The organism is Nocardia sp. NPDC059229, assembly GCF_042754165.1.
Lineage (GTDB): Bacteria > Actinomycetota > Actinomycetes > Mycobacteriales > Mycobacteriaceae > Nocardia.
Window position 1 is genome coordinate 276,531 of the sequence record NZ_JBHZAK010000008.1, and the last position, 19,517, is coordinate 296,047.

Consider the following 19,517-nt stretch of genomic DNA (forward strand, 5'->3'; position numbering starts at 1 on the left):
GCGACGCTATTCCCGGTGGGCTCGTGACCAGAGGGCGGGCCAGCCGCCGGAGCCGAGCCAGGCGGTGGGGATGAGGAGGCCGTGGTCGGCTATGTGGGACCAGAAGGTTTCGTGGTCGGGGCCGGGGTCGGGGGTGCCGAGTTCGAGGGCGGCGGGCCAGGCGGTGAGCCAGGGGCCCTCGGGGGCGGAGAGGGAGGTGGCGGGGTAGCCGGGGACGGTGGTGGCTCGGGGGGCGCTGATCGCGGTCACCGGGGTGGAGTGGGTGGGGGTGCAGGTGGTGGCGAGGATCAGGGGGCAGAGGAGGTCGGGGGTGGGGTGGCGGGTGATGGCGTGGGTGAGGGCGGGGTCGCCGCGGCGGGCGAGGCGGCCGAGGGCGGCGCGGACGCGCTGGGCGATCAGGTCCACGCTGCGGGCGGTGGCGATGTCCGGCTCTTTTATCAAGGCGCGCAGCCGTTTCGACGGTACCGGTGCGTCGGCCGTGACGGTGGGCAGGCGGGGGTAGCGGGTCAGCAGGGCGGCGTCCAAGGATTCGATCGCGGCGGCGAGGGGGCGGCTACCGCCGGCGGTCCAGAGAGCGGGCAGAGCGGCGGGGTTGGCGTCGAGGAAGGTTGCGCACAGGGCGGTGAGCCGGTCGGTGCCCGAACGGCGCAGGGCGGTCAGCGTTTTGGGATCGCCGTCGGTGTCCCCGGCCAGGGCGGCGAGGACGCGCAGGGCGGCTTCCGACTCGACCATCGCCTTGCGGACCGCTTCGTGCAGTGCGGGACCGACCTCACGGACCGGATCAGATTCCGAACGCCGGGTCCGAGCGGGCGGCTCGGCAGTCACCAACTCCACCGGATCAGGTTCCGGCTCCTCGACGCGGAGGGTCGCGGCCCAGTCCCGGACCGCCTGCCGCACTGCGGGATCGGCTTCCTGGTTGAATCGTCCGGCGATCTCGCTGACCGCCCACCCGCGGCCGGCGCGGCGCAGTTCGGCATTGACCTGAAGGTGGTCGTGCTCGTCGCGCAGGCCGAGCAGAATGCTTCGCCCGCGCACGGCCTGACTCTGATACCACTGTCCCGCAATGCAATTGCCCATATGGTCCGACCATTCCGCGAGCCGGGTGGCGGTGCGGGCGATCTGAATCCGCAGCGACGTCCCGGGCAACCCGGCACCGTCGTGGGCGAGGACCGGTTCGGCGACCTCGAATTCGCTGGTGAGCGCAGCGGCCACGACACCGCTGCCCACCAATCCGGCGCACAGGCGCGCCCAGTCCCGGCACCGGGCAGGGACGGTCGCCCCGAGGTCGACCAGCTGGGCGGCTCCGGCGACCGCGAGCGGTATGGAGTCCGACCGCGGCGTCAGCGGATCCGGTTGCGGTGCCGCCGGATTCGTCTCGAAGTCGGGTACCCGGTAGTAGTTCGTCGGCACGGCGGCCTCATGTCCGCGCGCCCGTGCCACGGCATCGGCGAAGTCGGCGAGCCACAGCAGGTCGGAGGCATGCTCGGCCGCGGCGGGATCCCCCGCCAGCCGGACCGCGAGGCCGGGCTGACCATGGACGCGCACCATCGGGTCGAAACGCCAGTCCTGGGGCGGCCGCTGCGCGGTGTAACCGGCGACCGCGCGCCAGGCCCGCAGCGAGCTCGAATCCCAGTGTTCCGCCGGGAACGACCGTGCGGGGATATCGATGCCGAGCAACATCCGGCACCGCTCGTCGACCACGATCGCGGAGGCCAGCGCGGTCCGCATCCGGGCGCGCACGAACCGTTCGTAGGCGGCGTTGCGCGGCTGCTGCTGCCGCAGCCACGCATCGATCTCGCGAACATGGACACCGGGCCGCACGGGCAGGGCGTTCAGCTCGCCGACGGGATACCTGGCCGCCTTGATCTCTCGCGAGGTGAGCATCCCGGAGACCACGGCGATCTCCTCGCGCACCCGGTCGATGCCCGCGACCACCCCGAGTTCGTGCACCGCGACCGCGGCCCGCAGCAGCACGGTGGCCGCGAGCGCGTCCTGGATCATCCGTTCGACGCAGTGCTTCCAGAGATTGCGCCAGGTCGGGCGAAATCGAATGGCTGCCGGCAGGGTGAGCGGCCCCGGGGTCGATCCCTGCGCGAGTTCGATCAGCTGCTGCTCGTAGAACCGGTTCGAACGTTCGCGCAGCGACTCCAGTCCGCTCAGATCATGGCTCGCCAGCAGCCGCTCGCGGTCGAGCACGGCCCGCTGCCGCGCGCAGACCTGCTCCCACAGATCCAGCACCAGCTCCAGCCGCCGTGGGCGCGAACAGGGTTCGAGGACCCGGGCCAGATTCGCCGCCAGCACCGACGCCGCGCCGTCGGGCACCGGATCGATGCCGTCGGGCGCGCGCAGCTCGAGCACACGCACCAGTTGCTCGGGTCCGAGCAGATCCGCCGCTGCGGACGCCAATACCACTGCGGCCCAGCGCCCCTCGCCGATGGCCTGCTCGGCGGCCGCGCCCACAGGTTTGGTGGCCGTCACCCCGAACAGCGCGACCAGGGTCGCCGTCCGCTCCCCCAGCCGCCACCCGCCGCCGACCTTCAGCACCCGCAGTGCCGCCAGCACCGCGTCCCGCCGGTCGCCGCCGGCGCCCGCCAGCCGCGCGGACACGAAGCCGTCGCCGAGATCGATTCCGGCCCCGGCGATTACGGTGCCGCCGAGCTCGATGAGCCCGGCCAGGTCGGCGCAGGCGATGGCCACGCGGGCGGGATCGCTGTCCCGTGCGCCCAGGACGACCGCCGCACCCTCGGGCCCGTCGTGGTCGATCGCCTCCCCCGTCTCGACCAGCCAGGCGCGCCGATCACGTTCCGCGACCATGCCGAAGGCCAAAAGCACTGCCAAACCCGAACTCCCACCGATGAATTGCCGCGCCGCCCCGAATCAGCACGGCACACTCCCGCCCCGACCATACGATCGGGGCGGGAGCGCGGCAATCGAGTTTTCCGGCCGTTCACAACCGGCGGGCGTCGATCATCCAGATCTGGATATTGGAGGCTTTGTGGTTGGAGCCGATCCGGCCGATCATGCGCACCAGATCGGTGACATCCTCGGTCCGGGCGAGTAATTCGACTCGCAGGCCGGCGGAGACATCGGTTTCGAAACGTTGTCCGCGATAGCTTTCGACGCGGTTGTCACGGTCGTCCACGCGATAGACCTGGGTGACCACCATGTGCCGCACACCGAAGGCGGCGAGGGCCTGTTTGATCTGATCGAACAGGCCGGGCGGCACCACCAGCGTGAGGAGTTTCGCGTCCGCACCGCCGCCCGGGTCCATATTGTGGTAACCGATCATGCCGCCGAGGTGCAGCGGCGCCGACATCAGGATTCCTTGGCCGGAATCTCCGCTCCGTCCTGCCGCACCGCCGCTTCCGTTCGCACCGCTTTCCGCACGGACGGTTGCGCGTGGACGAGCGTGTCGTCCGGATACGCCTCTTCCTCGTGTGCTCCGACGTCACCGGTCTCGAGCACTTCGTCGGGCATGCGCAGGCTCATGAACAGGCTCAGTACCTTGAGAATGACGAAGGTGACCAACGCATCCCAGACGATCACCGTCGCGGCCGCACCCGCCTGCCAGAGCAGCAGTTTGGGATTGTGCCCGTAGAGCCAGCCGCCGTAGGTGGCGTCGGCCGCGCCGCCGGTGCCCAGGTACACCCGGATGTTCGGGTCGGCCAGCACACCGACCAGCATGCCGCCCGCCAGCCCGGCCACGCCGTGGGTGTGCACCACGCCGAGGGTGTCGTCGACCTTGCGGAACAGCCGGGTGCGCCCGAGCTTGTTCCAGGACAGCCACACCAGGGTCGAGGCGATCAGACCGATCACCATGGCCCCGAAGCTGTTCACGAAGCCGGCCGCCGGGGTGATGGCGACCAGGCCGGCGATCATGCCGTTGACCGCGCCCAGGAAATTGGGCCGCCGCGACGGACCGGCCAGCATGTCCCAGATCACCCAGGTCAGCACCGCGACCGCGGTGGCGAGATTGGTATTGATCACCGCGAGTGAGGCATCCGCACCCGAGAAGTACGGGTCGCCGCCGTTGAAACCGTTCCAGCCCAGCCACAGGATGCCCGCCCCGGCCGCGGCCATGGGCAGGTTGTTGGGCACCGCCCGTTCCCGGTCGCGGGTCAGCCGCGGGCCGATGACCGCCGCGGCCACGAAGCCCGTGGTGCCGGCGGCCAGGTGGATGACATATCCACCCGAGTAGTCCAGAGCACCCATTTGCGACCACCAGCCGCCGCCCCAGATCAGGAATGCATTGACCGAATACGCCAGCGTCGACCAGAGCGGGACGAAGATCAGCCACACCTTGAAATTGATGCGCCCGATCACGCTGCCCAGGAACAACAGCGGTGTGATGCCGGCGAACACGAACTGGAAGTAGGCCAGCGTGGTCTGGGAGAATCGGAACTTGGGCATGAGTCCATCGAGCAGCGGAATCACGGCCTGCTCTTGATTATTGGAACTCAGAATTGTGTGCGGCTTGCCGATTGCGGCCCGCAGTATTCCTGGGCCCAGTTTGACGGGCTCGCCGAACCCCATCTTGAAGCCCCACAGCACCCACACCACCAGGACCAGCGAGAATCCGGTGAACGCCATGAGCATGGTATTGACGGCCCATTTGCGTTGCACCAGACCGCCGTACAAGATCGCGATACCGGGAATGCTCATCAGGCCGACTAGAGTCGCGGCTACCAACTGCCAGGCATTGTCGCCGGGATTCAGCCAGTCGGGATACGGTGACATGGTTCAGCGCTACCTCACCGCGGAGCGGGCAGGCACCAGACTCGCTCCAGCACTAAATTACGTTGTGACATAAGGTGTCTAAGGTCACATCGGGTGAACCAAGTGTTGTGCCGGAACATTTCCCGGCGATTACACGCGGTTAAATCTGGATTTCATGGTTCGGTCATGAATGCACGTGCATTCGAAATGATGGACCCGCTCAGCGAATTCCGACCGGTTGGAACTCGATCGACAGGGTGCGATCGCTACCGTACGATCTGGCTACGGGGAGCACCGGCCGGTCGAACGGGGGAAACGGAGTTGAGGAGTCGCTTACCGGCGACCATTCGCAGTCGCTCAGCGGCGATCACTCGCGGGGGCATGCAATGGACGCGACGCTTCGTGCGCACCGCGCCCGGCGTCATCGGTGCGGTGGGCGCTGCCCTCGCACTGCTGGCCCTGATCGGCGGCCTGGTGACCGCCGATCAGCAGAGCACCAAGATCACGCGCCACGACACCGTCCTCGCACACACCGAACCTCTGGCCAATGCTGCACAGCGGCTGTACGTGGCACTGTCCACGGCCGACGCGGCGGCGTCCACGGCCTATCTCTCCGGCGGCATCGAGTCGCCCGAGGTGCGGATCCGCTACGAGAACGCGCTGACCGACGCGGCCGCCGCGCTCGCGGAGGCCACCACCGGCGCCGCGGACGCCGAGACCCGTACCATCCTGGGCCGGATCTCGGCCGAATTGCCCAGTTACACCGGCTATGTCGAGGCGGCGCGGGCCAATAACCGGCAGGGCCTGCCGGTCGGCTCCGCGTATCTGCGGCAGGCGTCGGCGCTCATGCAGGGCTCGATCCTCGAGGACGCGGGCGACCTGGAGCACATTCGCCTCGCACAACTGCACAGCGATCAGGGCGCGATCACCGGGCTGCCCTGGTGGAGCGCGGGCACGCTGGTGCTGCTGCTCGCGGCCTGCGGCTACGTCTCGTGGATTCTGGTGCGGCGCACCAACCGCTGGATCAATCCGGGCGTGGTCACGGCCGGCGGTCTGACGGTGGTCGCGCTGCTGTGGGTCCTCGCCACCACGGCCGCGACCAGTGCGGCCATCGACACCGGGGCCACCGCCCGCTTCGAAAAGCTCGCGCAGGCAAGGATTCTCGCCCAGCAGGCGCGCACCGAGGAGACGCTGCAGCTCATCACCCGCGGCGACGTCGACGCCAGCGAGCAGCGCTTCACCGTCGGCAGCGACCAGCTGCGGGCGGATCTGGCCGGCTTGCTGAGCGGCAATTCCGCGGCGTCGAAGGCCTTCTCGGGCTGGCAGGACGGCCACCAGAAGGAGCTCGCCGCCTACAAGTCCAACGACTATCGCGGGGCGGTCGACCAGTCGATCAAGACCGACGGCGCGGGATCCGCGGCCCAGTTCACCGCCCTCGACGACGCCTTGAAGACCGAACTCGAGCGCACCCGCCAGGAAGTGCGCGACGATGTGAACACGGCCGGAAATGCCCTCACCCTGAGCCCACTGGGCACGCTGGTGCTGCTGCTGGCGGCGGCGGGATCGATCGTCGTCGGGGTGTGGCCGCGGTTGAAGGAGTTCCTGTGAAGCGGATGCGGATGCTGATGGTGGCAGCCGTGGCGCTGCTGGCCGCCGCGTGCGGGTCGACGCCGGAGGCCGCGCCCTTCCAGCTGCCGTCCGGCAGCCGGCTGCCGGCGGGCGCCACCGTCCTCGCCACCGCGCCCAATCAGCGCGCCGACCAGTCCTGTAACCCGACCGCGAGCCTGCGGCCGCTGAGTCCGCAACCGCAGCCCGGGTCCATGCCCGCCCGGTCGACGATGGCGAACATCGTCGCCGGCGGGAAGATCCGGATCGGGGTGGACCAGAACCAATTCCTGTTCGGTTACCGCAATCCGTCGACCGGCGAGCTCGAGGGCTTCGATATCGATCTCGCCCACGAGATCGCCCGCGACCTGTTCGGCGACCCGGGCCGGGTGGACCTGCATCCCATCGACTCCGCCCACCGCGCGGATGCGCTGGCGAAGAACGAGGTCGACCTGGTCGTGCAGAACTTCACGCCGACCTGCGCACGCCGCCAGCAGGTCCAGTTCTCGGCCGTGTATTTCGAGACCGACCAGCGGGTGCTGGTGACCAAGGGCTCGGGCATTCGCTCGGCGGCCGATCTGGGCGGCAAGAAGGTGTGCGGTATCCCCAACTCGACGACGCTGGACGCGGTGTTCGCACTTCCCCAGCGCCCCATCGTGATCGGGATCGAGAACTGGCTGGACTGCCTGACCGCGCTGCAGCAGGGCGAGGTCGACGCCGCCAGCACCGACCTGCCGCTGCTGTACGGCTTGAAGATCCAGGACCCGAATCTCGAGGTGGTCGGCGACGCCATGGCCACCGATGTGTACGCCATCGGAGTCCAGAAGCAGAACACGGATCTCGTGCGGTTCGTCAATGGCGTGCTGGAGCGGGTGCGCGCCGACGGTACCTGGCAGCGGATCTACAACCAGCGGCTGAGCGTGCTCGGGCCGTCCAACGGTCCCCCGGCGCCCAAGTACAGCGATTGAGCCGGTCATGCACGAGAATCCTGGGCACATTCTCAGCGTCGCCGAGATAGATCGTGAAATCGCCGAGCGGGCACGCGAAATCGAGACCATCGCCGCGACCCTGGTGGAGCTGGACAAGCATCCCGGGCTGGTGCTGTTGCGCCGCTTCCCGCCGACCGGTGTCACCGAGCAGCGCTGGGCGCCGGCGCGGGCGGCGCTGGAACTCATGTGGGAGGACTTCGGGCGGCTGGGCACGGTGCTGGACCAGGCCCGGACCGCGCGCGGGCGGCGACGCCTGGACGCGCTGGACCGGGAGGAGCTCACGCGCCTGCTGCGCGGACAGCCGGTCGAGGTGTCGCGCAGCACGATTCCGATGTCACAGCGTTCGCTGAGCGGGCCGCGCGAGCAGATCGAACTGATCGGTATCACCGAGATGCTGGACCGCATGCGCGCGGCCTTCCCGACCGTGGTGCGGGTGCTCGACGCGGTGGAGGCGGTGCACACCCGGGTGATGACCGATGTCGCGCCGCTGCAGGCGGAGCTGACCCGCACCGGCATGTCGATTCCCGAATTGCAGTCGCTGACAAGCGATGTCGACGCCCTCGCCATGCAGGTCGCCACCGATCCCCTGGCGCTGGCACCCGATGCGCTCGACCGTCGCCTGGGCGAGCTGTCCCGGCGCATGCGCGAGGCCGCGACTGTACTGACCGAACTGCGGGCCATCTCGACGGATTGGGACACGGCGATCGAACGGTCCCGGGCCCGGGTCGAGGCGCTGCGCAGGACCTGCGAGCGGGCCGATCGCGCCCGCGCCGAGGTGGAGCACACCATTCTGGCCGCGCCGCTCCCCCGGCATCCGGACGACAGTGCCGTGTACAGCGCGGAACTGACTGCGCTGGAAGCCAATCCGTCCGTGCCCACGGTGCTGTGGGAACTGCGGCAACGCATCACCGGGGCGCTCGCCGCGGCGACCCGCAATGAGCAACTCGCGCAGGGGCTGCTCGATCGGCGGATGGAACTGAAGGGAAGGTTCAGTTCCTACCGGGCCAAGGCCGCCCGGCTGGGGGTGGCCGAGGACCAGGATGTGCTCGCCGCCGCCCGCATCGCCGCGGGGCTGCTCTCGCGCCGACCCTGCGATCTGGCCGCGGTCACCCGCGCCATCACCGACTACCGCCAGCTCATCGACCAGAAATCGGGGAGGCGATCATGAACTGCACCGAACCCGGCTGCACCGGGACCATCGAGGACGGCTACTGCACCGTCTGCGGCACCGCCCCGAGCGCGGCGCCCGCGGCCACCGGGGGCGGGTCGACCATGTCGACCGGGACCAGCGCTTCCGGCGCGGCGAGCGCTGTCGTCGGCTCCGACCGCTGTGCCGAACCCGGTTGCACCGGAACGATTCTCGACGGCTACTGCGATGTGTGCGGCAGCGCGCCCGCGTCGCCGACGGCGCTGGCCACCACCGCGCGCGACACCGGGCACGCGTCGGCGATGAGCACGGGATCGACGGTCAGCGGCCGGTCCGCCCGCAGCGGGCGCTCGGTGCGCACCGGACGGTCGGGAGCCTCCGGGGCCAGCCGCGGCCGGCTGGGCGCGGGCATGGTCAAGGTGCCGTCGGTGCCGCGCCGGGATCCGGCCGAGGCCGTGCTCGTCGATCCGGAGGTGCCGGAAAACCATCGCGAATGCGGTAGGTGCAATCGGCCGGTCGGGCGCAGCCGCAATGGTCAGCCCGGTCGCGCCGAGGGCTTCTGCGCCCACTGCGGGACGCGATTCTCCTTCACCCCCAAGCTGTCCGGCCGGGATGTGGTGGGCGGCCAGTACGAGGTGCTCGGCCCGCTGGCGCACGGCGGCCTGGGCTGGATCTACCTCGCGGTGGACCACAAGGTCGACGACCGGCCGGTGGTCCTCAAGGGCCTGCTCAATACCGGCGACGCGGACGCCATGCGGGCGGCCGTGGCCGAGAAGCGGTTCCTCGCGCAGGTCGATCACCCGAATATCGTGCGGATCTACAACTTCGCCGAGGACACCGGGCCGGACGGCAAGCCGGTCGGGTACATCGTGATGGAGTACGTGGGCGGCAAGTCGCTCAAACAGCTGCTGCGCGAACAGCGCACGGCCGATCAGCGGTATCTGCCGCCCGCGCGGGCCATCGCCTACATCCTGGAGATGCTGCCCGCGCTCGAATACCTCCATGACCGCGGGCTCGCCTACTGCGACTTCAAACCCGACAATGTGATGCAAACCGAGGAGCAGCTCAAGCTCATCGACCTCGGCGCGGTCGTCGGCCTGCACGATCAGAACGAAACCATCTACGGCACACCGGGTTACCAGGCCAAGGAGATCGCGCAGACCGGGCCGACCGTCGCGTCGGAGGTGTACACGGTGGGCCGCACGCTGGCGGCGCTCATCATGCGGATCCCGCCGGTGAACAACGAACTCGGCCCGCTACCCGGTCCCGAGCTCGAACCGCTCATGGCCCGCCACGAATCGCTGTACCGATTCCTGGTGCGCGCCACCGATATCGAGCCGGACGCGCGCTTCACCTCCATGACCGAGATGGGCGATCAGCTCACCGGCATTCTGCGCGAGGTGCTGGCCACCGAGGACGGGCGGCCCCGGCCGGGGCTGTCCACCCGGTTCGGCCCGCCGCGCGGGGTGTTCGGCGTCGGTGACCAACTGCCCGGCGATCCTCGTGCCCTCATTGCGGCGCTGCCGGTTCCGCTGGTCGACCCGAGCGACAGCGGCGCGGCACTGCTGGCCTCGACCAGCGCGGTCACGCCCGAGGACCTGGAGCGCGAGATCACCGCGGGCCTGCAGTCGGTGGTCACCGGCCGCGAGGAGTCGGTGGAGATCCCGCTCCGGCTGATCCGCGCCGCACTGGAATTCGGCGATCCGGACGACGCGCTGCGCCGGCTGGACGCGGTGGGCGAGACGCTGTCCGGCGACTGGCGGCTGACCTGGTTCGCGGGCCTGGCCCGCCTGCTGCAGCGCGATTGGACCGCCGCCGCAGCCGAATTCGACGCCCTCTACAGCGCCCTGCCGGGCGAGGCCGCACCGAAGCTGGCCCTGGCGGTCACCGCCGAGCTCATGGCCGCGGACGGACTGGATCCCGAGACCGCACGCGAGCGGGCCGCCCGCTACTACGACCTGGTCTGGCGCACCGACCGCTCCTTCACCAGCGCCGCCTTCGGCGCGGCCCGGCTGCGGCGCGCGACCGGCGACCGGGCGGGCGCGGTCGCGGTGCTCGATCAGGTCGACGCCGCCTCGGCGGTGCACACCGAGGCCGGGGTCACCGCCGTCGAGACGCTGCTGGCCGTCGCCGAGCCCGCGGAGCTGACCGAACAATTGGTTCGCGATGCCGGCAAACGCATCGATAGTCTGACCCTCGACTCGAAACGCCGTGCCGCGCAGGCTCGTCTACGAGTCCTGGACGCGGCGCTGCGCTGGCTGCGCCTGGGCAGGGTGCCCACCGACCACTCCCCGCTGCTGGGGGTGGCGCTCGATCAACAAGGGGTACGCACCGGTTTGGAACGCTGTTATCGCGACCTGGCGCACGAAACCGAGGACATGTGGGAACGGATCGCCCTGGTGGAGCAGGCCAATGCGGTGCGCCCGAGGACGCTGCTGTGACGGCCCGCTGCCCGCACTGCGGCACCTTCGCCGCCGACACCGACCGGTTCTGCGAGGCCTGCGGCCGCAAACTCGGCATCCGGGTGATCGCGCTGCCGCCCAAGGAATTCCGGCCCGGCTCCGGCTCGACCGTGCCGGTGGCCCAGGCGGCACGCAGTGCCCGGCTCGAACCCACCGGCACCACGGCCACCGTCGAATCCGGTCCGCCACCCGACTGCGCCGGCTGCGGCGGAAGCGAATTCGACCCGGACGGCTACTGCGCCACCTGTGGTGAGCTCGGGCCCGAGCGGGATCGCTTCGAATTCGACCTGGGCACCGCGTGCCTGATCACCGATCGCGGCCTGCTGCACGCCCGCAACGAGGACGCGGTCGCGGCGGCGGTGTTGGAGGGCGCGGTGCCGAATCGTCCGGCCGCCGCGGTCATCACGGTCTGTGACGGGGTGTCGACCTCCGAGGATCCGCAGGCCGCCTCGGGTGCGGCGGCCCGGGCGGGGCTGGACGCCTGCCTGGCCGCCCTCGCCGCGGACCAGCCCGCCGAGTACTGCGTCATGGCCGGGCTCACCGCCGCCGCCGACGCGGTCAAGGCGGTCGGCTCGCCAGATGGGAAAGCACCGTCGTGCACCTATGTCTCGGCGATCGTGCAGTTCGACGCCGAGGGCGGCGCGGACATCACCGTCGCGAATGTCGGTGACAGCCGCGCCTATTGGCTGCGCGGCGACGACTCCGACCGGCTCACCGTCGACGATTCGCTCGCCCAGGCCATGGTCGACAACGGCGTGCTGGACGCGGCCACCGCCATGGACGGCCCGCACGCGCACGTGCTCACCCGTTGGCTCGGTGCCGACAGCGAACACCAGTGGTCGCCCACCTGCGTGCGCACCCTGCACACCGACGCGCCCGGGGTGCTGCTGGTGTGCACCGACGGGTTGTGGAACTACCTCCCGGAGGCAGCGGCCCTGTCCCGCTTCACCGGCTCGCTGGCGCCGTTGCCCGCGGCGCGCGCCCTGGTGGAGCACGCACTCGGTGCGGGCGGCAAGGACAACATCACCGTCGCCCTCGTACCCGTCCCGTCCCTCGCACCATCAGGAGACACACCGTGACTTCCGCTGAGAACAAAGGCATTTCGGTAGCCATCGACCAGAACGCATTCCTCGCCGAGGGGGTGCGCACGGTCGACGCCATCGTCACCGTCGAGGCCACCGGCGATCTGGTGGTGTCGGTGGCGCCGCCGCCGCGGGTCGAGATCCTGATCATCGACACCTCCGGGTCCATGGGCGCGGCCGACAAGTTCGCGGGCGCCCGGCGGGCCACGCTGGCGGCGCTGGACGTCATGCCCGACGGCACCCGGTTCGCGATCGTGGAGGGTACCGACAAGGCTCAGGTGGTGTTTCCGCATCGCGGGCCCTCGGCGGTGGCCAGCCCGCAGGAGCGCGCCAACGCACGGCGAGCGCTGGACAAGCTGGTTCCGCACGGCGGCACCGCGATCGGCACCTGGCTGGGACTGTCACGGCTGATCGCCCAGCAGCACCCGGGGGCCATGGTGCACGCCATCCTGCTCACCGACGGCAAGAACGAGCACGAGACACCCGAGCGGCTGGCGGAGGAGATCCGCCAGTCCATCGGTGTCTTCACCTGCGACTGCCGTGGCGTCGGGGTGGACTGGGAGCCGAACGAGGTGCGCCCCATCGCCTCCGCCCTGCACGGGACGATCGACACCGTGGCGACCGCGGACCTGCTGGCCCAGGATTTCGCGGCCACGATGGAATCGTCGATGGAGAAGGCGATTCCGGATCTGACCATGCGGGTGTGGACACCGGTGGGCGCGAAGATCGTGTTCCTCAAGCAGGTCGCGCCGTTCATCGAGGATCTCACCGCGCGACGCACCGAGGTCGGGCCGCAGGTGGGCGAATATCCGCTGGGCTCCTGGGGCGCCGAGGATCGCGACTATCACATCCAGCTGGAGCTCGAGCCGGCGGCGCCGGATCGGGAGAAGCTGGCCGCGCGGGTGAGCGTGCTGGCCGAGGGCGATGTACTCGGGCAGGGTCTGGTCAAGGCGGCCTGGACGACCGATACCGACAAGTCGGCGATCATCAGCCGCCGGGTCGCGCACTACACCGGACAGGCCGAGCTGGCCCAGACCGTCCAGGAGGGCCTGACCGCGCGCAAGCAGGGCGACTTCGCCACGGCCACGGCCAAACTCCAGCGCGCGTACCACCTGGCCAGCGAGTCGGGCAATGAGAACACCGCCAAGCTGCTGCTCAGTGTCGTCGACGTGGTGGACGAGCGGACCGGGACCATCCGCCTGCGCAACAAGATCGATCCCGCCGACGAGATGGCCCTCGACGTCCGCTCCACCAAGACCGCCCGAGTCCGCAAGGAGCCGTGATGGCGCTCTGCATCGAGGGGCACGAAACCACCGCCACCGACTACTGCGATTTCTGTGGTGCGCCGGTGGGCGGTCAATTCGGTGGTGCCACACCGCAACTGGCGGTGTGCCCGTCCTGCGGGGCGCCCTCGGAGGGGCGGTTCTGCGAGAACTGCGGACACGACTCGGCGCTGCCGCCGCCTCCGCCCTCGCCACCGGTGAGCGCGGAGCCGGCGACGACCGGCGGTGAATCCGGGGCGATCGAGGGCGAATCCGGGGCGGTCGAGAACGGAGCCGCAGCGCCGGTCTGGGTCGCCACCATTTCCGCCGACCGGGCACACTACGCGCGCATGCAGGCACAGAAGGGGCCCGATCTGGAGCGGGTCGACTTCCCCAACTACTATCCCGACCGCCGAATCCCCTTGCAGGGGCCCAATATCCTGATCGGCAAGCGCAGCGTCTCGCAGGGCGTGCACCCCGATATCGACCTCTCGGTCGCGCCCGCCGATATCGCGGTGTCGCGCTCGCACGCCATCCTGCACATCGACGGCGGGACGCTCACGGTCACCGACCTGGGTTCCACCAACGGCACCTGTCTCAACGACAGCCCGCAGCCGATCCCGCCGAAAACGCCTGTGCCACTGCAGGAGGGTGACCGCATCCACGTCGGCGGCTGGACCACCATCACCCTGACCACCGAACCGGGGTGACCACCCAATTCGGGCAAAACGGCGATCTTGGTCCATTGTCCAGGTTAGGCTCCCCGCTCTATGAGCTTGACCCGCCGAGACTTCGCCCGCACCACCCTGGCCGCCGCCGCAGGCGCACTCGCCACCGGCCTGAGCAGCCCTGCGGCGCAGGCGATCCCGCACGCGCGAACCGTCGGCGCACCGCCGCAGGCGTGGATGTCCGTGCTCCCCGACGCCACGTCACTGCTGCGCCTCACCATCCCCGGCACCCACGACTCCTGCTGCACCAGCGCCGCCAACGGCACCGAGTGGGCGCACACCCAGAACTGGTCGCTCCTGGACCAATTCGCGCACGGCATCCGTTTCCTGGACATCCGCTGCAACGGCCTGCAGGACCACACCGCCGACTCCTTCGGCGTGTACCACAGCGCCTTCTACCAGGGCATCACCTTCGATACGGTGCTCGACCAGTGCCGGGCCTTCCTGGCCGGCAATCCCGGCGAAGTTCTCGTCATGCGGGTCAAGAAGGAGGACGGCACCAATAACGACGTGGGCGCCGATTTCGCGCGAATCTTCAACGGCTACCTGGATACCAAGGGCTACCGCTCACTGTTCTGGCTGGAGAACCGCTTCCCCGCGCTGGGTGAGGCCCGCGGCCGCATCGTCCTCATCGCCCAGTTCGCCAATTCACTGGGCTGCCTGCAATGGCCGGGCGGCGACAACGGCGTCTTCACCACCGACCGGATCTATCTCCAGGACCACTACAAGGACCACGGCCTGGCTGGCCTCGACTCCGGCTCCTCGAACTTCGGCTCCTCCGGCGGCGACAAATTCGATTACGTCAAAGCCTGTCTCGACAAGGCGGCCGCCGACCCCGCCAACAACCTCGAGTACATCAACTTCACCAGCTTCGCCGACAATGCCTGGCCCAAGGACAACGCGGCAGCGATCATGCCCAAACTCGCCGACTACCTGACCACTCACACCACCCAGTCCGCCCACTACGGAATCGTCCCCATGGACTTCCCCGACCAATACACCCGGGTCCTCGACCTATTGCTCGCCAAGAACTCCGGTTAAGGCTCGACCTTGGCGAGAATCGTGTCGCCGTCTTCGTCGTGGTGGGCGATCACGCCATAGCCAAAGCGGGCGTGGCACTTCTGGCGGCGACAGCCCTCGTGGCCATCACCATGTTCATCCGCTGGATCTCCACCTACCGCTACCTCGCCCCGTCCAATCCGGGCCCGAGCGCGGCCCACTGAGCGACCCGCGAATCCAATCTCCCGCTCCGGGTCGTGCTGCTCCACGGGTGCCTGGCCGTCTCCACCGCTGCCATCGCCACCCTGGTCCTCCTCACGAAACCGCTGAGGCGCAACCCCTTTCGGGGTCGACGAGTGGATGGCAGCGCCCGGTCGAGTCCCAACGACGCTGCGTGGACGGTCAGTGGTCGGTTGCGAGACGGTCCAACCACTCTCGGAGTAGGTGTTGCTCGGCGGCGGTGAGCGTTGTCTCTTCGGGGAGGACGGCGCGCAGAGCGCGAGCAGCGCCCGCCGGGCCGGCGTCTCGAACGGCAGGCTGTTCGGTGGTGACCGCGGCGACCATGGCCTCTCGGAGAGCGGTGAGCAGGGCCGGGTTGCGGGCGGCTTCCGGGAGCGACAGCCAGGTCAGGACCGCACCCCGGCCGGTGGCGTGAATGATCCCGGCCGCTAGCTGCTCGTCGACACGTAGCCAGCCGCCCGCCGCGAGCCGACGAACGCGCCCGCGCAGGATCTCCAGTCCGACCTGGAACGCGGCCGACTCGGCGCCGGCGGGTTCGCTGTACATGAGGGTATAGAGCGCGGGGTTGGACAGGCCGAACTCGACCGCGAGGTCCCACCCTGCCCGGAGGTCTTGGATGAGATCAGCCGGGTCGGGGTCTATGCGTTTTCCAGCAACGAATTTCGCGAAACCGTACTCCGCGACGGCGTCCAGCAGCCCGTCCTTGTCACCGAACAGCCGATAGATCGCCGGTGGCTGCAACCCGGCCGCGTCGGCGACCGCGCGAGTGGTCACCGCGTCCCTGCCCCCACGCTCGAGCAGATCGGCCGCGGCTTCGATGACACGCTGTCGATGCCGATCGCGAGCCGACGCCGTGCCGTCGGATTCGACGTTGGTCGTGGCGCTCGTACGTGGCGTGGGCGATGTCATGAATCAACGATAACGCTTGACTGTTTCCAGCGGAAGTATCACTGTTATCGACATGATGTTTCCATTGGAATCGACAGGGAGAACAGCATGATCATCGTGACCGGAGCCACCGGGCTGCTGGGCCGCCGGATTGTCGAGAGCCTGCTGATGCGGGCGCCCGCGGACCAGGTGGGTGTGAGTGTCCGCGACCCGCGACAGGCACAGGACCTCGCCGACCGCGGAGTACGGGTGCGACAGGGCAACTTCACCGACCCCGACAGCCTGTCCCACGCTTTCGAGGGCGCCGACCAGGTGCTCGTCGTGTCGGTCGACAAGCTCGGCGCGGAGGCCATCCGACAACACCGCGCAGCCATCGACGCCGCCGCGGCGGCAGGCGCGCGCCGCATCCTCTACACCAGCCATATGGGCGCCAGCCCAGCCTCCCGCTTCGAGGCCTGCCGCGACCACGCCTCCGACGAGGAGGCGCTGCTCGTCCGCGGCGTGCCATTCACGTCGCTCCGCAACGGTTTCTACGCGGCCAGTGCCTTGCGGTTCTTCGGCCAGGCCGCCGAGACCGGACAGCTAGCGCTGCCCGCGGATGGAGCGGTGAGCTGGACCGCGCACGCCGACCTTGCCGAGGCCGCCGCGGCGATCCTCGCCGAGGAAGGTCGATTCGACGGTCCCACACCGCCATTGACCGCCGCACAGGCCGTGGACTTCGACGAGATCGCCGCCCTCGCCTCCGAGCTCACGGGCCGAACCATCAAGCGCGTCACCGTTTCCGACGAGGAATTCCGGCAGCAGATGGTGGGCTACGGCGTTCCGCTATGGCAGGCGGACATGATGGTGGATATCTTCGCCGCCGCCCGAGCCGGTGAATTCGCCACGGTCGACCCGACATTGGCGGAGTTGATCGGCCGCGAGCCGATCGGCTTCGATATGGTGCTGCGCGAGGCGTTGTCGGTGAGCTGACCTTCTTGCCGAAAGCTCTGTAAGGAATTACAGGGATTGCTAGGGTCGGCCAGCATGACACCGCGATGCCGTCCAACCTCTCCGTCTGGTCTCGCAAACGCCGGCAGGAGGGGTGGCGCGGTGACGGTGGCGATGCTGGCGGCGATGGCCTGGCACGGGATCGTTCCGGCTGCGGCCGAGCCATCCTCAGGCGAGGCGGGCGATGGCGGGCACTGGGTGAGCAGTTGGATGGCGGCGCCGTCGGATTCGTTCGGCGTCGTGGATCCGTCCGAGGCGCCGCAGCTGCACCTGTCCGACCAGACCTACCGGCTGATCGTGACCCCGCATCGGGGCGGAGCGACGGCGCGGATCCGCCTCACCAATCGCACCCGCCCCACGCCGGTCGAGTTCGCTCATGTCACCATCGCCAAGCAGTCCGAAGGTCCTGCGGTGCAGCCGGACTCCATGCGCGAGGTGACCTTCGACGGCAGCTCGAGCGTGACGGCCGCCGCGTGGGGTGAGGTCGTGAGCGATCCGATCGACCTGTCCTTCGACGCTTTCGAGTCCCTGGCCGTGAGCGTCTATGTCGCCGGTCCGGACGTCCTGCCCACCGAGCATTTCGACGCGAACGCCACCAGTTTCTACAGTCTCCCGGTCGCCGGAGACACGGCCGACGACCCCGCCGGGGCGAGTTTGCCGCTGCACACCACCTCGATGCCGTTCCTGTCCGGTCTCGATGTCCGAGCACCCGGAACGGTGAGCACCATTGTCGCCCTGGGTGATTCGATCACCGACGGCTATGTCGCCTCGAACGTCCTGGGCCTCCCGCAGGACCCAGGGGTGGTCGACCGTGCCCAACGCTACCCCGACTTCCTACAGCGGCGGCTCGATCAGGCCGGTCTGCCGTACAGCGTCGTCAATGCCGGTATCTCCGGAAACCGGGTCACCAGAGACGGATTCATCCCCCAGTTCGGTCCCGCCGCCACCGCCCGGCTCCAGCACGATGTGCTCGACCAGCCCGGCGTCACCGACGTCATCATCCTCGAGGGCATCAACAACCTGGGCATCCCGATCGGCGCCGACTACAACCAGCTGGTCAGCGGCTACACCGAGCTCATCGACCGACTCCACGCCGCCGGTCTGCGAGTCCACCTCGGCACCATCCTGCCCGCCGCCAACGCCCTCAACGACGGCATCCTCACCTTCCCCACCGCCGACCCCGTTCGCCGGCAATTGAATTCCTGGATCCGCGGGCAGCAGCTCGCCGACAGCGTCATCGACTTCGACGCCGCCCTCCGCGACCCGGCCGACCCCGCCGTCCTGGCCCCGCGCTATGCGGGTCCCGACAACCTCCACCCGAACGCGGCCGGATACCAGGCCATGGCCGATGCCATCGACCTCACCACCTTCGGCGGCCAGGGCTGATAATTCGCCGCATTGCATCGAGAAACAATCGCATTCGGAAATGCCACCCCATGGATTCGTGCTCGCCAGTTCGATTGCCGCACAAATGGTCTCGGTTAGATTACGATGATCTTGTGAGTTATCCGATTCCGCCGGCGAAGGTGCTGTTGGAGAGCCGCCTGCGGATGGTGCTCGACGGCAGCCCCTATACCGTGCGCTCGGTCCACGACGGCCTGCGGGTCGAACGGCCCTACGACAAGGACCGCACCCGGACCCCCTACAGCTATTCCCTGCGGCTCAATGAAAAGCACAGCCGCGCACAGTTCTTCCGGTACTACTGGCCCAACAGCGAGGGCGAGGCCCCGCACCACTGGAACCGCGATCCCGACCGGATCGGCGAATCCATCAAATCGGAACTGGCCACGATGGGATGGCAACTCGGCCGCAGCCCCGCGGAATGGTTCTCCGCCATCCTCGGCACCATCATCTGGCTGGCGGTCCCGGGCACCATTGCCGCGTTCTCCGGCCAGACCTGGTTCCTCGCGGTGTTCGGTTCGGTCCTCCTCGCGGTCGGCATCGTCATCGTCGTCGGGGCAGTCGTTCTGCTGCGCCGATCACGTACCGGAGTGCGAACCCCGGGCCGGGCTGCGCCTGGCCGTCCAGAAAATCCAGGATCCGGCCCCCAGCGTGAGTGCGATGAAGGTCGCCATTCCGATCAGTGCCGCGATTGCCCCCGGCCCGGTGGCCCCACCCCCGCTCGCCTCGATCAGGAAACCTGCGGCTACCGGCCCGATGAGCACCAGGCCGAGCGCCGTCAGCAGGAATGCGACGTATGTCGCTCCCGCCGGCAATCGTGTTCGCGCTGCCGAACGCGCATGTCCCCCACCATCAACCTGCTGCTGTAACCGCCGAGCATTCGTCATATGCCCTCGAATCCATGTCTCGTGAGATGCATTCGAACAGGGAATTACGCCAACACCGTGAACTTCTCAGCGGCTGTACCGCAATCGAACGGTCACCGCCACCTCGAATGCGTTCATGGCG

15 protein-coding genes are annotated in these 19,517 nt (G+C 69.0%); 11 read left to right on the forward strand and 4 right to left on the reverse strand.

Going from position 1 to position 19,517, the window contains the following annotated elements; translation table 11 throughout:
• Window positions 1-6: 6 nt before the first annotated feature.
• From ACFXHE_RS20680 to ACFXHE_RS20690, 3 genes are all read right to left on the reverse strand, one after another.
• The gene (locus ACFXHE_RS20680) at window positions 7-2,838 is read right to left on the reverse strand and encodes a hypothetical protein (protein WP_379385256.1); all 2,832 of its coding nucleotides are present in this window, start codon (window positions 2,836-2,838) and stop codon (window positions 7-9) included.
• Window positions 2,839-2,947: 109 nt separating this feature from the next.
• Window positions 2,948-3,316 carry a hypothetical protein gene (locus ACFXHE_RS20685; RefSeq protein WP_379385258.1) on the reverse strand — a complete coding sequence of 123 codons (369 nt, stop codon included), beginning with the start codon at window positions 3,314-3,316 and terminating at the stop codon, window positions 2,948-2,950.
• The gene (locus ACFXHE_RS20690) at window positions 3,316-4,737 is read right to left on the reverse strand and encodes an ammonium transporter (protein WP_354846267.1); all 1,422 of its coding nucleotides are present in this window, start codon (window positions 4,735-4,737) and stop codon (window positions 3,316-3,318) included. The genes ACFXHE_RS20685 and ACFXHE_RS20690 overlap by 1 nt, the downstream gene beginning before the upstream one ends.
• Window positions 4,738-5,097: 360 nt before the next feature.
• Between ACFXHE_RS20690 and ACFXHE_RS20695 the strand changes: the two genes are divergently transcribed.
• The 8 genes from ACFXHE_RS20695 to ACFXHE_RS20730 are packed head-to-tail and all read left to right on the forward strand — an operon-like array spanning window position 5,098 to window position 15,032.
• Window positions 5,098-6,324, forward strand: a complete 1,227-nt coding sequence (locus tag ACFXHE_RS20695) for a hypothetical protein (protein WP_379385260.1) — start codon at window positions 5,098-5,100, stop codon at window positions 6,322-6,324.
• A gap of 5 nt (window positions 6,325-6,329) precedes the next feature.
• Window positions 6,330-7,289: a glutamate ABC transporter substrate-binding protein gene (locus ACFXHE_RS20700; protein WP_379385395.1), complete on the forward strand. Its 960-nt coding sequence runs from the start codon at window positions 6,330-6,332 to the stop codon at window positions 7,287-7,289.
• Window positions 7,290-7,296: 7 nt separating this feature from the next.
• Window positions 7,297-8,478, forward strand: a complete 1,182-nt coding sequence (locus tag ACFXHE_RS20705) for a hypothetical protein (protein WP_379385262.1) — start codon at window positions 7,297-7,299, stop codon at window positions 8,476-8,478.
• Entirely contained in the window at window positions 8,475-10,898 is a 2,424-nt protein-coding gene (locus ACFXHE_RS20710; protein ID WP_379385264.1) for a tetratricopeptide repeat protein, read from the forward strand. The genes ACFXHE_RS20705 and ACFXHE_RS20710 overlap by 4 nt, the downstream gene beginning before the upstream one ends.
• Entirely contained in the window at window positions 10,895-11,998 is a 1,104-nt protein-coding gene (locus ACFXHE_RS20715; RefSeq protein WP_379385266.1) for a phosphatase, read from the forward strand. The genes ACFXHE_RS20710 and ACFXHE_RS20715 overlap by 4 nt, the downstream gene beginning before the upstream one ends.
• Window positions 11,995-13,284 carry a VWA domain-containing protein gene (locus ACFXHE_RS20720; RefSeq protein ID WP_379385268.1) on the forward strand — a complete coding sequence of 430 codons (1,290 nt, stop codon included), beginning with the start codon at window positions 11,995-11,997 and terminating at the stop codon, window positions 13,282-13,284. The genes ACFXHE_RS20715 and ACFXHE_RS20720 overlap by 4 nt, the downstream gene beginning before the upstream one ends.
• On the forward strand, window positions 13,284-13,973 hold the full coding sequence (locus ACFXHE_RS20725; protein ID WP_379385269.1) for an FHA domain-containing protein: 690 nt from the start codon (window positions 13,284-13,286) through the stop codon (window positions 13,971-13,973). Before ACFXHE_RS20720 ends, ACFXHE_RS20725 begins: the two co-directional genes overlap by 1 nt.
• A 60-nt stretch (window positions 13,974-14,033) precedes the next feature.
• A complete protein-coding gene (locus tag ACFXHE_RS20730) occupies window positions 14,034-15,032 on the forward strand; it encodes a phosphatidylinositol-specific phospholipase C (protein ID WP_379385270.1) in 999 nt (332 codons plus the stop codon).
• Window positions 15,033-15,392: 360 nt separating this feature from the next.
• Here the strand turns inward: ACFXHE_RS20730 and ACFXHE_RS20735 are convergent, their stop codons facing one another.
• Window positions 15,393-16,139: a TetR/AcrR family transcriptional regulator gene (locus ACFXHE_RS20735; protein ID WP_379385271.1), complete on the reverse strand. Its 747-nt coding sequence runs from the start codon at window positions 16,137-16,139 to the stop codon at window positions 15,393-15,395.
• Window positions 16,140-16,226: 87 nt separating this feature from the next.
• On the opposite strand from ACFXHE_RS20735, the gene ACFXHE_RS20740 reads away from it, so the two are divergent.
• The 3 genes from ACFXHE_RS20740 to ACFXHE_RS20750 all read left to right on the forward strand — a co-directional run bounded on the left by ACFXHE_RS20740 (window position 16,227) and on the right by ACFXHE_RS20750 (window position 19,378).
• A complete protein-coding gene (locus ACFXHE_RS20740) occupies window positions 16,227-17,090 on the forward strand; it encodes an NAD(P)H-binding protein (protein ID WP_379385272.1) in 864 nt (287 codons plus the stop codon).
• Window positions 17,091-17,210: 120 nt separating this feature from the next.
• A complete protein-coding gene (locus ACFXHE_RS20745; RefSeq protein WP_379385273.1) occupies window positions 17,211-18,494 on the forward strand; it encodes a GDSL-type esterase/lipase family protein in 1,284 nt (427 codons plus the stop codon).
• A gap of 164 nt (window positions 18,495-18,658) precedes the next feature.
• Entirely contained in the window at window positions 18,659-19,378 is a 720-nt protein-coding gene (locus ACFXHE_RS20750) for a hypothetical protein (protein WP_379385274.1), read from the forward strand.
• The last annotated feature ends 139 nt before the right edge of the window (window positions 19,379-19,517 follow it).

Excerpts from the sequence above, each read along its gene's own strand:
- ACFXHE_RS20750 (WP_379385274.1), top strand. The coding sequence starts at position 18,659 with ATGGTGCTCGACGGCAGCCCCTATACCGTGCGCTCGGTCCACGACGGC.
- ACFXHE_RS20730 (WP_379385270.1), top strand. The coding sequence starts at position 14,034 with ATGAGCTTGACCCGCCGAGACTTCGCCCGCACCACCCTGGCCGCCGCC.
- ACFXHE_RS20685 (WP_379385258.1), bottom strand. The coding sequence starts at position 3,316 with ATGTCGGCGCCGCTGCACCTCGGCGGCATGATCGGTTACCACAATATG.
- ACFXHE_RS20710 (WP_379385264.1), top strand. The coding sequence starts at position 8,475 with ATGAACTGCACCGAACCCGGCTGCACCGGGACCATCGAGGACGGCTAC.
- ACFXHE_RS20690 (WP_354846267.1), bottom strand. The coding sequence starts at position 4,737 with ATGTCACCGTATCCCGACTGGCTGAATCCCGGCGACAATGCCTGGCAG.
- ACFXHE_RS20695 (WP_379385260.1), top strand. The coding sequence starts at position 5,098 with ATGCAATGGACGCGACGCTTCGTGCGCACCGCGCCCGGCGTCATCGGT.
- ACFXHE_RS20735 (WP_379385271.1), bottom strand. The coding sequence starts at position 16,139 with ATGACATCGCCCACGCCACGTACGAGCGCCACGACCAACGTCGAATCC.
- ACFXHE_RS20700 (WP_379385395.1), top strand. The coding sequence starts at position 6,330 with ATGCGGATGCTGATGGTGGCAGCCGTGGCGCTGCTGGCCGCCGCGTGC.
- ACFXHE_RS20725 (WP_379385269.1), top strand. The coding sequence starts at position 13,284 with ATGGCGCTCTGCATCGAGGGGCACGAAACCACCGCCACCGACTACTGC.
- ACFXHE_RS20705 (WP_379385262.1), top strand. The coding sequence starts at position 7,297 with ATGCACGAGAATCCTGGGCACATTCTCAGCGTCGCCGAGATAGATCGT.
- ACFXHE_RS20740 (WP_379385272.1), top strand. The coding sequence starts at position 16,227 with ATGATCATCGTGACCGGAGCCACCGGGCTGCTGGGCCGCCGGATTGTC.